This is a genomic window from Olleya sp. HaHaR_3_96, from assembly GCF_019278545.1.
GTDB lineage: Bacteria > Bacteroidota > Bacteroidia > Flavobacteriales > Flavobacteriaceae > Olleya.
Window position 1 is genome coordinate 2,696,227 of the sequence record NZ_CP058987.1, and the last position, 14,097, is coordinate 2,710,323.

The following is a 14,097-nucleotide window of genomic DNA, read 5'->3' on the forward strand; positions in this document are numbered from 1 at the left end:
AGTGCTTATTAATGTACGTTACATTTTTAGTGAAAGTTTGAAATAATCACAATACAATGTATTAACAAATTAGAGGACAACAAATGATACTATATATAAAAAATAAAAGTATTAAACATTGTATTACAGATAGATATACGGCAAAAGGGGTGGGTCTGGACGTCTTAAGTACTACATTTTTGCTGGCCAGTTATTTGTATATGTTGTCCCTTTAATACTGACCTCTTTTGCAGAAATTACAACACGCGTTTTTAACGGTTGCGAGCCAATAGCATCAAAATCTTCGACATAGTCAAGGCAATAGGCTTCACTAAAATCTACGGTTTTAAGACTAGATAAATTATCTCTTTTATAAAAGACAATACTACCATTTTTTGTCATATTACTAGAAATCATCCACTCTAAGAAGTCTGTTTTATTTGTGGATTCTATAAGAATAGTTATTTGACCTCCTCGAGGCTTTTGTGATGGTCGACCTGTATTATCAGCGCCTTGGTGAAACCCAAAGGAGCATTCTAAAACATTCATTTGGTCATCATCGATATTTAGTTTTGCTAAAAATGACATAATTATGGGAATTTAAATGAATAAAGAAAAAAAAAGGGAGTAGCCATAAGCTCTCCCTTTAGTAATACATAATGATAATTAGAAGAGTTTAAATTAAACCCAGTCATTAACATGTTCTCCATTTCCAATACCGATTCCTTTAGCAGAAATTATGAAAGACTCAGACATTGGGTTTTTCCCAGTCGAATCAAAATTTTCATAATACTTAACCATGTAACCTTCTGTGAATTTTAATTCTTTAGAAGTAGATTCGCTATCTCTTTTTAAGAAGACAACAGATCCATCTCTACGCTCGAAGTTGTTAAACATCCAGTCAGAAAGACTAGTGTCTGCAGTAGACTCAACAGTTAATTTAATTTTACCTCCTCTAGTAATAGAAGAAGGTCTTCCTGTAGCGTCAGTTTCTTGGTGTAATTCGTAAGAAGAACTTAATACATTGTACTCTTGTCCACCTACTTTAAGTTTTGCTTTGAAAGCCATAATAAAAAATATTTAATAAATTTAAAAGCCATTATTGGCATACTTTAAATCTATAGACATCGTAGAGCGCTGGCAAATATATTCGTCAAAATGTCAATTTAATCGTCTAAAAGCATAATTGATTAATACTACACATTATTAATTAATTGTATTTCAATAGGATAGTTTTTTTTGTTAGTGAAGATTAAGAACATTTAAAATGAGTATTCAAGTTGAATTAATAGCAGTAGTTACTGTGGAATATCTCAACTAAAATGGGTCTCCTATGTAGCGCTAGTAGTTAAATCTGAAACCTAAATTGATACTCGATAATAAATTAGTCTAAACTAGAGTTTAGAACAGCTTATAACGATTTTTGAATGGTTTAAATCAGTGGTAAAAAACAGATAGTGTTTACCACCATCTTTTATTTTAAGCTTTTTTCTTATCTGAGTTACTGCTTCGGGAAAATTACGAGAGGTAACATTGGCTTGCTTGAAACCTATGTGTTTAGTAAACTCCTTTTTGTTGTAGTTAATAGTGTTATCTATTTTAAATATTCTTCCTGGAAAGTTAATTAAATTAGTACTTGTATATAAATGAGAGTGCTTGTGTAACTTATAGATGTTAAACGTGTTTGCAACACTATTAAATGCTCCAGACTTTAAAATAGCGGCATTGGGTTCATATAAATAAGTGAGCGGTAGACTATATTCTGCATCTTCAATATTTTCGTTATTTAATATAAAATTAAATTGTTGATTTTCACCATTTTTAAGATTACTTGTTCTTATTTCAATGTCACCTTTAAAATTTTCTTCTAAAACCCAAAGTAATTCTTTGACTTCATTATTTACAGCAACGCAATGTATGGTTTTTACATTTTGGAGCTCATTGATGCCTGAACTTATATCTAATAACGGGGACGTTTTAATTAATATGTTTTTTGAATGTTTAAACAGCATAGTTAAATGCTCAGGAATATTAGGTAGACACTCTTTTAATAAAAAGACTTTTCCTTTTAGATCATCTCTTCTAGAAGGATCAACATATATCCAATCTAAGGTATGATAGGTTTGACTTAAAACCTCAATGCCATTACTTGCGTAGAATTCAATATTTTTGACCTGTAAAACAGAGGCATTATATTCTGCTATATTGGATAATGCTTTATTGATATCACAGTGTATTACTGCGTTTACTTTTTTAGAGAAGTATAAGCTATCAACACCAAATCCACCTGTCAAATCTATTAACGATTGGCCTGAAACTAGATTAGCTTTGTATTGCGCTGTAACTTCAGAAGAAGTTTGTTCAATATTTAACTTAGATGGGAAATAAATATTTGGCGTATTAAACCAAGTCGATAATTTTTTCTCACATCTTTTTTTAGCTTCGATTTGTGTAATTATGTCCTGCTTTAAATGGTCTGGAAATGGGAGTCCTTTTAAAGCTAATTCGGCAATATCAGAATTTACGTGATTATTTATAAAATCTTGGATTTCGCTATTTAAAATGGATTTATTAAAACTAGTCATCTAAACCTTTAGTCAATTTGTTTACTACTCTATACTCCGATAAAAACTCTTTAGAGACTACTTTTATAGCTGTATAGGTTGGTATTGCCACTATCATTCCTATAATACCGAAAAGTAAACCTGCTATAATGATTACTAAAAATATCTCTAGAGGATGTGATTTAACACTTTTAGAGAATATAAAAGGTTGACTAAAAAAATTATCAACTAATTGTGCAACTACAAAACCAATCATGACATAGATTGTTTTAGGTAGGATAACATCACTAAAGTTTTCGCCTAAATTACTTGACATACTCAATAGAATAAGTAAAAAAGCACTTATTATTGGTCCTATATAAGGTATGATGTTTAATAAGGCGCAAAGCGTGGCTATTATTACAGCATTTTGAATATTAAAAATTAATAGTACTATGGAGTAGATTATAAATAATATTGATAATTGTAATAGCAAACCACCAAAATACCGCGTTAATAAATCACGAATGGTCACAAATGATTTTCTTAAACGTTTTTCGTGTTTTTTTGGAAGGACAGTCACTAAGCCAGTACTCATTAATTTACTGTCTTTTAGAAAGAAAAAAGAGATGAATAACACAGAAAATAGCCCGATACTAAAACTTCCAAATCCTGAAATAATATAATTTAAAAATTCAGGAATAACTCCAAAATTGATACTTGACATAAATTTGGAATCTTTTATAGACGCTTCTACTTCTGAAGAATTTAATCCAAAATGACTTATTGCTTCAGTATATAAATTTTCAATATTTGTTTGTAATAAATCAATGTCTAATAGTGCTAAATTTTGACCTTGTTCTATAATTAAAGGTATAAACATGCTAATAATACCAAATAGTAAGCCCAAGAAAATAAGCATTGACGTGACGACCGCTAATGTGTCTGAAAATTTCAATTTGTTTTTAAGAAAGACAACTAATGGTCTTCCTAGTAAAGCAATAATACCAGCAATTACTAGGTAAACTAATACAGATTGTATTTTGTATGTAAACCATATTAAAACAATAATCCCAACTATCGTGGCTACTGCTCTTAATATTCCGTTTGATATTGTTTTTGATGTCATAATGTAAATATAGAATTTTGTATTCTATTTTATCAATAACTGTTTAGTAATTTCATAAAGTGCTATGCTTGTTGCTTGGACAACATTCATGCTGCTATTTTGTCCAAACATATCTATGTGAGCTATGGTATCACTTAATTTTAAAATGGCTTCTGAGACACCAAAATTTTCATCGCCAATCACTAAAGCAATAGGCTGATTAGTGTTAAAAACACACTGATTTAGAGGTAGGCTATTGGTTGTTATTTCTAAGGCTATAATGGCGTAGTTTTCCTTTTTAAGCTGGTTGACCACTTCCAAAGCAGAATCTACAACCTGGTAATTGACTACTTTTTCAGTGGCGCGAGACGTTTTAGTCATTTTACGCCCTAATGGAATATCTGAACCACAAAATATTAGGGTTTCTATTCCAAAAGCATCGCAAGCTCTAAATAAGCTTCCTATATTTGGCGCATTTGTTACATTTTCGCAAACGACGGTTATTGGAAATTGATGTTGTTTAAAATTAGTGGTATAATGTGTGTGTTGCATGTTTTAATTCTCCAAAATGTTGTATTTCTTATCCGTAACTTAATTTTCGAAGGCATATTTTATAATATTTGCTCCCATTTGTAATGCTTTTAAACGTACTTCTTCTGAGTCGTTATGGACTTCTTGATCTTCCCAACCGTCTCCTAAATCACTTTCAAAAGTAAATAAAACAACTAAACGTTCTTTATTATATAATCCAAATGCTTGTGGGCGTTTACCATCATGTTCGTGTATTTTGGGTAGTCCATCTTTAAACTGAAAAGCAACACTAAATATGGGATGTGTACTTGGTAATTCTTCTAATTCTTGGTTTGGAAATATTTTTTTAAGTTCTCTAGTAATATAGGGTTGCATACCGTAGTTATCATCGATATGTAAAAAGCCTCCCGATTTTAAATAACGTCTTAAATTAGTAACGTCATCTTCTTCAAAAAGCACATTACCGTGTCCAGTCATGTGTAATAACGGAAATCTAAAAAGATCAACACTACCAGCTTCAACCGTTTCCGGTTTTTCTGTTAGTTGTGTATCTATATTTTCGTTACAAAATTTTATTAGGTTTGTTAAAGCTGTAGGATTACTATACCAGTCACCACCACCTTTATATTTTAATATGGCTAAATCTTGACCAAAAGAAAAAAGGGAAAAGAAAGACAATAAAATAAAAAAATTAAGTTTCATAAGTTACTCATTTACAAATGCAACACTATGGCAAGCTACTATGGCAGCAGTCTCTGTACGCAAACGTGTGTTTCCCAAAGTTACAGGAATAAATTTATTTTTAATTGCAATTTCTATTTCTTTAACAGAAAAATCACCCTCAGGACCAATTAAAATAGTGATTTCATTTGTAGATGAAATTTGAGATTTTAATGTTTTTTTGTCTGTTTTTTCACAATGCGCAATATATAAATCACCCAAAAATTCTTGATTACAATATTCTTTAAAAGATATTGGTTGATTTATAATAGGGTAGTAGCAATTTAAAGATTGTTTCATCGCAGACTGAATGATTTTTTCAAATCGTTCTAATTTTACGACTTTTCTTTCGCTATGATCGCAAATAATAGGTGTGATGCTTGTAATCCCTATTTCCGTAGCTTTCTCTAAAAACCACTCATAGCGATCGTTCATTTTTGTTGGAGCAACCGCTAAATGCAATTTGTAATTTAGCGGTTCCTGTAATGTCGTGTCTAAAATAGTAATAACACACTTTTTTTGATCAGCAATAACCAGTTCTGCTTTAAACAAATACCCCTTACCATTAGTGATGTATAATAAGTCGCCAGTTTGTTTTCTTAAAACTTTGACAATATGTCGACTTTCATCTTTAGGAAAAATAAATTGCTCTGTATTAGCGTCTATATCTGGATTGTAAAAAAGCTGCATCTAATCTTTGGATATAACTTTAAGTACTTTTATTTCTTTAATTTTTCTAATACGTTCTGTTTTTAAAATCACATAAAACCCATTAGGTTCCGGAATTCTAACCGTGTATAACGTACCTAATTTATTATCTAAATTAAAAGCTTGTGCTTCTATTTCGGCAGGCATACTTCCTTCTTTTAACCAACCAGAATCACCACCACGATTAGCATTTCTATCCATTGAATAACGTTTAGCTAAGTCATCAAAACGAATACCATCCTCGTAAGACTTTAAAATTTCATTTTTATATTCTACAATTTTTGAAGTTTCCAATTGGTTACCATCAAAATAAATGTAACTTATTCTGTAATGTCTTTCCTGGGTTTTATCAATGACTTTATAATGTGTGACATTAAATTCTGATTTAACCACCTCCGTGCTACCCACACTATTATTCAATAGTTTTGTAGCTAGTTTCGTTTTATGCTTTTCTTCGTTAAAAATTAACATTTTGTTTTTTCTAGACTTTTTAGTTTCTAAAAATTTTTCAGCTTGTGCCACTGTTGTTATGGTGTCCAATTCTTTTTCTAGAGATTTTTGGGCAAACGTTGAAATAGTAAGTAAGCAAAGAGCTAATGTAAGTAGGTTTTTCATTTTGAGTTTGTAATTATTTCGACAAAAAAACAAAAAAATATAGTCTTAATGGCGATTATTGATACGAGATTTTATAATGTTTGTAATTCTATTTATAATTTTAGTCTAGAATTGGCCATGACATTCTGTGTCGCAAAATTGCCTTCTAGAAATTTTAAATATCCCACAATAGCAATCATTGCCGCATTATCTGTGGTAAATTCAAATTTAGGAACGTAAGTCGTCCAACCATGCTTGGCTTCACCTTCTTTTAAAGCTTGTCTTATTCCTGTATTTGCAGAAACACCACCACCAATTGCAATATGTGTAATACCTGTTTGTTTTACGGCTAATTTCAGTTTGTCTGTTAAAATACCAATAATTGTATATTGTATTGAAGCACAAATGTCATTGAGGTTTTCTTCAATAAAATTAGGGTTTAATTTGACTTGTTTCTGTATAAAATATAAAACAGCAGTTTTAAATCCCGAAAAACTAAAATTTAGGCCATCAACTCGTGGTTTTGTAAAGGGATAAGCTTTTGGATTTCCTAATTTTGCTAATTTATCAATTTTTGGCCCTGCAGGATATCCTAATCCTAACGTTTTTCCACTTTTATCAAACGCTTCGCCAACCGCATCATCAATAGTTTGACCAATGACTTCCATATCAAAATGATTTTTGACTTTTACAATTTGTGTATGGCCGCCAGAAATAGTCATTGCTAAAAAAGGAAACGGTGGGGTATTGAAGCCTTCTTCCTCTATAAAATGTGCCAATATATGCGCTTGCATATGGTTAACGTCAATTAATGGTATTTTTAATCCAAAAGCTAAAGATTTGGCAAAGGATGTTCCAACCAATAAACTGCCCATTAATCCGGGGCCTTTTGTAAAAGCAACAGCACTAAGTTCCGCTTTTGTAATTCCTGCTATTTTTAAAGCTTGATCAACCACAGGGACGATGTTTTGTTGATGTGCGCGAGAAGCTAATTCTGGCACAACACCGCCATATTGTTCGTGTATTTTTTGACTTGCGACGATGTTGCTTAATATTTTTCCGTTGTGGATTACGGATGCTGCTGTATCGTCGCAAGAACTCTCAATTCCAAGTATATAAATATTTTGTGAAGCCATTAGTTATTTTTAGGCATAATAATTGTTAATTTTGATGCAATGATTAACAACTAAAACTACTTTTGTTTTCAAAAGGCAAAAGTAAGATATTATAAATAATTTTTAACTCTAAAAGCAGTATCAAAAAATTTCTTAAAATAGTAGGTAAATTAATAGCGATCTTGCTATTGCTATTCATCATTTTGATCCTGGTGTTTTTAATCCCTGCAGTACAGACTCGTGTTGCAAAATATACAACAGACTGGGTTAATAACGAATATAAGACCAATATAAATATTGAAAAAATTGGTTTACAATACAATGGAGAGGTAGAAATCAAAGGTGTTTTAATCAGGGATTTTAAAAAAGACACACTGATTAGTGCCACAACACTTAACACATCCATAATTAATTTCAGAAAATTATACAATGGTAAACTTAATTTCGGGGATATAAGTGTAGAAGATTTCGTGTTTAATATTGTGACTTATAAAGACGAGTTAAGTACTAATTTAGATGTATTTGTAGCTAGGTTTGATAGTGATAACCCACGACCAAAGAAAAGTGAATTTTTATTATCATCAAGCGATATAACTATTTCTAACGGGACTTTTAAGTTAATAGATCAAAACAAAGAGACACCGCAAATTGTTAGGTTTAATAAAATTAATTTAAACGGAACCAATTTTCTGATTGATGGGAGTAATGTGAAGAGCAGAATAAACACGATGCAATTTGAAGATAGTCGTGGCTTGAAATTAGAAAATTTAACCTCTGATTTTTCGTATACGTTATCAGAAATGCGTTTTGATAATCTTAATTTAAAAACACACGAATCTTTTATTAAAGGGGAGTTAGTTTTTAATTATGATAGGGCCGATTTTAAAGAATTTGAAGATAAGGTTAAAGTCTCAGCCAATTTTACAGAAGGACGTATTCTATTAGATGAATTAAATGTGTTTTATAATGAATTTGGAGCAAATCAATACGCCAACTTCTCCACAAAGTTATCAGGAACTTTAAATAATTTGACAACTGAAAATTTAAAGTTAGATACTAGTAGAAACACTAAGATTTATGGAACATTAAATTTTAAAAATTTATTTAATAGCGAAGCCGATAATTTTGCTATGCAAGGGAACTTTGATAATTTATCCTCTAATTATAAGGACTTAAAAGACCTTTTGCCTAATGTCTTAGGAGAATCTATTCCATCAATATTTGGTAAGCTTGGAAATTTTACAGCAGTGGGTTCTACAAACATTACCTCTCATAAAATTATAGCCGATATAGAAATTAGTACAGCGCTTGGGCTTGTAAACTCTAATTTAGAAATGTCTAATATTGATAATATAGATTATGCCTCTTATAAAGGTAATATTATTTTAGACGAATTTAATTTAGGTGAAATGTTAGACGATCCTAAGTTAGGAACGACTTCTTTTAATGTGGATGTAGATGGTGATGGATTTAAAAAAGAAATTCTTACCACTAAATTGAAAGGTGATATATACAGTATCAATTACAATAATTACAATTACCAAAATATAGTAGTAAACGGACAATACAAACAAAGTAAATTTAATGGAAAATTAATTTCTAACGATAAAAATTTAAAGTTAGAATTTGATGGTTTAGCTGATTTATCAGACGATGTGAGAACATTTGATTTTGTCGCAAATGTAGAATATGCCAATCTAAAAGCACTTAATTTATATAATAGAGATGAGCAATCAGAGTTTAGTGGTAGTGTTGACATGAAGATGACTGCTAATACTATTGATGATGCTGTCGGTAGTATTAATTTTAAAAATACAGTCTATAAAAATGAAAACGATACGTACACATTTAAAGATTTTGCCATTAGCTCGGAGTTTGTAGACAACGAAAGATTCATAAAAGTTAATTCGCCAGAAATAGTTGAAGGGCAATTAAAAGGGAATTTTAAATTTAATGATTTGGAATTACTTTTTGAAAACTCAATTAAAAGTATTTATGCCAATTATGTGCCAAATAAAATTGAGGGAAATCAATATATAGATTTTAATTTTAAAATTTATAATAAAATAGTCGAAGTCTTTTTACCGGAAGTAGAAGTTGGAGCTAATACTTTTATAAGAGGAAGGGTGGAGAGTAATGAAAAAGCTTTTAAGTTAACATTTAAATCACCTAAAATTAAATTGTTAGATTACTTCGCGGATTCTATAGAGTTGCAGGTTGATAACAATAACCCATTATTTAACACTTACGTAGAAATTGATAGTGTTTATACGAAGCATTATAATATCTCTAAATTTAATCTGATTAATGTAACGCTTAATGATACCTTGTTTATGCGTTCAGAATTTAAAGGAGGAAAACGCAATGATGATGCATATAATTTAAGTTTTTATCATACTATTAATGAAGACAACTTATCCGTTTTAGGTTTTAAAAAGAGTGATGTTACATTTAAGGGCAATAAATGGTTTGTCAATGACGATAAAAACAAGTTAAATAAAATAATTTTTGATCGTGATTTAAACGATTTTAAGATTGAGGAACTTGTAATGAATCATGAGAATGAAGAAATTAAACTTAAAGGTACAGTCAGAGATTCCACATACAAAGATTTAAAACTAAATTTCAAAGATGTTGATTTAAATAAAATTATTCCTGAAGTTGAAAAACTCTCTTTAGCAGGTAATATTAATGGTGACTTAGATATTTTACAACAAAACGGAAATTACCTGCCAAATGCGGCCATTACTATTGACGATTTGGAAGTTAACGAAACTTTTTTAGGCTCTTTTGACGCTAAAATAAAAGGGAATGCAACGTTATCTAGGTATAAAATTGAGGCTAAGATTAAAGATGATGCGACCAATTCGTTTACGGCAATAGGAAATGTTAATGTCATTAATGATGATGCTTTTATTGATGTTGATTTAGGGTTTAACCAATTTAGTTTACAATTGCTTAATCCATTTTTAGAAGGCGTATTAAATAACATTAGAGGTGACGTTTTAGGAAGTGTAAAAGTGGTCGGTAATTTAAATAATCCAGAGTTTAACGGACAATTAAATATTGATAATGGGGGATTGGGAGTACCTTATTTGAATGTTGATTATGACTTTCAGGAACAAGCGTCGGTCTCTTTAAAAAACCAAAGTTTTTTCTTCAATAAAATTAATATTACTGATAGTAAAGAAAATACTAAGGGTGTTTTGGATGGTAGTATTAGTCATACTAATTTTTCTAAATGGAAACTGGACTTAAACCTTGAAACACCTAGACTTTTAGTGCTAGATACAAAAGAAAATGAAGACTCTTTATATTACGGTACTGGATTTATAGGGGGGTCTGCGTCTATTTTTGGTCCAACAGAAGGTTTGAGTATTAATGTCATTGCACAGACGAAAAAAGGAACTGTTTTTAAAATACCATTAAATGATAATGAAGATTTTGGAGATAATTCCATCATTCATTTTTTAAGTCTAGAAGAGAAGGAAGCTAAACAAAAAGGTATTATTCTTGAAAATCTTGTAGAAGCAGGATTAGATTTAAATTTTGAATTAGACGTTACTGAAGATGCGGAGATTGAAATATTAATGGACAAAGCTAGCGGTAGTACAATTACAGGTCGTGGTGTTGGTGGTTTGTTAATAGAAATTAATACCAATGATAAATTTAATATGTATGGTGATTTTGTCGTTTATGAAGGCGTCTATAACTTTTTATATGGAGGTATCATAGAAAAGAAATTTACTGTAGAGCCTTATGTTAGTAATATACAATGGAATGGGCCACCACTAGATGCTATTATTCAAATTAAAGCAAAATATGCTACACGTGCAAATCCATCTCCTTTATTAGATAATCCAATAAGCAGAAGTATTCCTGTAGAATTATTTATCGAGTTATCTGATAAGTTAGAAAGACCTGAAATTGACTATAGTTTTGCTTTTCCAACTACCGAGTCTACAATAAAATCAGAGCTTAATTATAGGTTAGACTCTAAGGAAGAAAAAGAAAGTCAAGCATTATACCTAATTACAACTGGTGCGTTTAGTAGTGGGTTTAATGATCTTAATTTTTCTGGAACATTAACAGAAAGATTAAATGGATTAGTAAATAATTTATTGTCCAGTGGAGATGGTAAGCTCAATGTAGGCGTTAATTTTGAGGCAGGTTCTAATAACCCTGATTATCAAACAGACAATCGAGTGGGATTAACATTACAGACTAAAATATCTGATCGTGTTTTAATTAATGGTAAAGTTGGTGTTCCTGTAGGAGGGTTAGGAGATTCTGTTATTGCGGGCGATTTACAAATTGATTTTTTATTAAATGAGGAAGGAACACTTACCGCTAAAGTCTTTAATAGAGAGAATAGTATTCGGAATTTTGGAGAAGAAATTGGCTATACACAAGGATTAGGGTTATCTTATAGTGTGTCTTTTGATACGTTTGGTGAATTAATGCGTAAAATTTTCAATCCTCAGGAAGAAGAAGACGACAATCCAGTACAATTAAAAGACAATAAAGCAACCGAACCTAACGTAGAAAACAGCTCTCCATTGCCTGAGGATAGTAGGTTTAAAAAAGAGTAATTCTAAGTACTTTAATCTTGCTTTTTAATAATTAACATGCTGTATTTTATTAAGTTATTAACGAAAACGTTATAGTTTTAAGGTTATCGTTAAATTTTAGTAAAAGCAATGTATTATCTAATATTTCTTTATTAGTTTTACTGTAATAAGTAAAAATACATGTCAAAAAATATAAAAAAAATTGCTGTAATGACGTCGGGAGGAGATTCTCCTGGGATGAATGCAGCTATCCGTTCTGTTGCCAGAACTTGTGCCTATTACAATATTGAATGTGCCGGAATTTATCGTGGATATGAAGGCATGATAGAAGGCGATTTTAAAGAGCTAACAGCGCGTAACGTTAAAGGTATTATAAATAAAGGTGGAACAATTTTAAAATCTGCTAGATCTAAAGAGTTTCGTACTAAGGAAGGGCGTCAAAAAGCATATGATTCATTAAAAGAAGCAAACATAGATGGATTAGTGGTTGTTGGAGGAGACGGTACATTTACTGGAGCCTTGATCTTTAATCAAGAATTTGATTTCCCAGTAATGGGTATTCCAGGAACTATTGATAACGATATTTTCGGAACGTCTCATACTTTAGGATACGATACTGCTTTAAATACAGTGGTTGAAGTTATAGATAAGATTAGAGATACAGCGAGTTCGCATAACCGTTTATTCTTTGTCGAGGTTATGGGGCGTGATGCTGGCCATATTGCATTAAATGTGGGTGTTGGAGCAGGAGCTGAAGAAATTTTAATTCCTGAAGAGGATTTAGGGTTAGAACGTTTGTTAGAATCTTTAAGACGTAGTAAGCTGTCTGGAAAATCATCAAGTATTGTGGTAGTCGCTGAAGGTGATAAAATAGGTAAAAATGTTTTTGAGCTTAAGGATTACGTAGAAGAAAACATGACCGAATATGAAGTGCGTGTCTCTGTATTAGGACATATGCAACGTGGAGGGTCTCCGTCTTGTTTTGATCGTGTACTAGCGTCTAGAATGGGCGTGAAAGCAGTAGAAAGTTTATTGGAGGGTAAATCTAACTATATGGTTGGATTGTTAAGCGACTCTATACAATTAACACCATTGGAACAAGCAGTAAAAGGAAAATCAAAAATTAACGAAGAATTAATTCGTGTGTCAGATATCATGACCACATAATATAAATTGAATAAACTAAAACAATAATATGTCAACATTAAAATTAGGAATAAACGGGTTTGGTAGAATTGGTCGTATCGTATTTAGAGCGACTGTAAAACGTAGCGACGTAGAAGTTGTTGCGATTAATGATTTGTTAGATGTAGATCATTTAGCATACTTATTAAAATACGACTCTGTACACGGAAGATTTGATGGTACTATTGAAGTTAAGGACGGAAATCTTGTAGTAGATGGTAAAACAATCCGTATTACTGCAGAAAAAGATCCTAAAAATTTAAAATGGAATGAAGCAGGAGCAACAGTTGTTGCAGAATGTACAGGTATTTTCACAACTTTAGAAACAGCAAACTACCATATTGAAGGTGGTGCTAAAAAAGTAGTGATCTCGGCGCCAAGTAAAGATGCACCAATGTTTGTAATGGGTGTAAATGATGATACTTTAACTGCAGCAAACACTATCGTGTCAAACGCATCATGTACAACAAATTGTTTAGCACCTTTAGCTAAAGTAATTGAAGATAATTTTGGTATTGAAGAAGCTTTAATGACAACTATTCATGCTGCAACTTCAACACAATTTACTGTGGATGCACCATCACGTAAAAACTACCGTTTAGGTCGTAGTGCTTTAAATAATATCATTCCAACATCTACAGGAGCTGCAAAAGCAGTAGGTAAAGTAATCCCTGAATTAGATGGAAAAATTACTGGTATGGCTTTTAGAGTACCAACAGTGGATGTTTCTGTAGTTGATTTAACAGTTAAAACTAAAAAAGAAACGTCTTTAGCAGAAATTAAAGCAGCTATGAAAAAAGCATCTGAAGGTGCTATGAAAGGTGTTTTAGGTTATACTGAAGATGCTGTGGTGTCTCAAGATTTTGTTAGCGAAGTACAAACAAGTGTGTTTGATGCAGATTCAGCTATCGAATTAAATTCGACATTCTTTAAATTAGTTTCTTGGTATGATAACGAATTTGGATACTCAAATAAATTAGTAGATTTAGCGCAAAAAATAAACGCACTATAATTTATACATTACTTATATGATTAGCACAGTA

12 protein-coding genes are annotated in these 14,097 nt (G+C 31.2%); 3 read left to right on the forward strand and 9 right to left on the reverse strand.

Annotation, left to right across the window (positions count from 1 at the left end):
* Positions 1 to 171 precede the first annotated feature (171 nt).
* From tssD (H0I26_RS11865) to tsaD, 9 genes are all read right to left on the reverse strand, one after another.
* Positions 172 to 567: a type VI secretion system tube protein TssD gene (tssD, locus tag H0I26_RS11865; RefSeq protein WP_136584800.1), complete on the reverse strand. Its 396-nt coding sequence runs from the start codon at positions 565 to 567 to the stop codon at positions 172 to 174.
* A gap of 93 nt (positions 568 to 660) precedes the next feature.
* Positions 661 to 1,047: a type VI secretion system tube protein TssD gene (gene tssD, locus H0I26_RS11870; protein WP_101018444.1), complete on the reverse strand. Its 387-nt coding sequence runs from the start codon at positions 1,045 to 1,047 to the stop codon at positions 661 to 663.
* 326 nt (positions 1,048 to 1,373) lie between these two features.
* The gene (locus H0I26_RS11875; RefSeq protein ID WP_218699144.1) at positions 1,374 to 2,564 is read right to left on the reverse strand and encodes a class I SAM-dependent methyltransferase; all 1,191 of its coding nucleotides are present in this window, start codon (positions 2,562 to 2,564) and stop codon (positions 1,374 to 1,376) included.
* Complete coding sequence (locus H0I26_RS11880) at positions 2,557 to 3,651, reverse strand: AI-2E family transporter (protein WP_218699156.1); 1,095 nt, start codon at positions 3,649 to 3,651, stop codon at positions 2,557 to 2,559. Before H0I26_RS11880 ends, H0I26_RS11875 begins: the two co-directional genes overlap by 8 nt.
* Positions 3,652 to 3,675: 24 nt before the next feature.
* Positions 3,676 to 4,182, reverse strand: coding sequence for a TrmH family RNA methyltransferase (locus tag H0I26_RS11885; RefSeq protein WP_218699158.1), 507 nt, complete (start codon positions 4,180 to 4,182; stop codon positions 3,676 to 3,678).
* Between the two features lie 39 nt (positions 4,183 to 4,221).
* Positions 4,222 to 4,863: a DUF4159 domain-containing protein gene (locus tag H0I26_RS11890; RefSeq protein ID WP_218699160.1), complete on the reverse strand. Its 642-nt coding sequence runs from the start codon at positions 4,861 to 4,863 to the stop codon at positions 4,222 to 4,224.
* A gap of 3 nt (positions 4,864 to 4,866) precedes the next feature.
* Positions 4,867 to 5,571, reverse strand: coding sequence for a 16S rRNA (uracil(1498)-N(3))-methyltransferase (locus H0I26_RS11895; RefSeq protein WP_218699161.1), 705 nt, complete (start codon positions 5,569 to 5,571; stop codon positions 4,867 to 4,869).
* Complete coding sequence (locus H0I26_RS11900) at positions 5,572 to 6,204, reverse strand: peptidylprolyl isomerase (RefSeq protein WP_218699163.1); 633 nt, start codon at positions 6,202 to 6,204, stop codon at positions 5,572 to 5,574.
* A gap of 92 nt (positions 6,205 to 6,296) precedes the next feature.
* Positions 6,297 to 7,319: a tRNA (adenosine(37)-N6)-threonylcarbamoyltransferase complex transferase subunit TsaD gene (gene tsaD, locus H0I26_RS11905; RefSeq protein ID WP_218699165.1), complete on the reverse strand. Its 1,023-nt coding sequence runs from the start codon at positions 7,317 to 7,319 to the stop codon at positions 6,297 to 6,299.
* A gap of 191 nt (positions 7,320 to 7,510) precedes the next feature.
* On the opposite strand from tsaD, the gene H0I26_RS11910 reads away from it, so the two are divergent.
* From H0I26_RS11910 to gap, 3 genes are all read left to right on the forward strand, one after another.
* Positions 7,511 to 11,890 carry a translocation/assembly module TamB gene (locus H0I26_RS11910; protein WP_256935115.1) on the forward strand — a complete coding sequence of 1,460 codons (4,380 nt, stop codon included), beginning with the start codon at positions 7,511 to 7,513 and terminating at the stop codon, positions 11,888 to 11,890.
* A 159-nt stretch (positions 11,891 to 12,049) separates the two neighbouring features.
* The gene (gene pfkA / locus H0I26_RS11915; RefSeq protein ID WP_218699167.1) at positions 12,050 to 13,036 is read left to right on the forward strand and encodes a 6-phosphofructokinase; all 987 of its coding nucleotides are present in this window, start codon (positions 12,050 to 12,052) and stop codon (positions 13,034 to 13,036) included.
* Positions 13,037 to 13,064: 28 nt separating this feature from the next.
* Entirely contained in the window at positions 13,065 to 14,066 is a 1,002-nt protein-coding gene (gene gap, locus H0I26_RS11920) for a type I glyceraldehyde-3-phosphate dehydrogenase (RefSeq protein ID WP_218699169.1), read from the forward strand.
* Positions 14,067 to 14,097 lie beyond the last annotated feature (31 nt).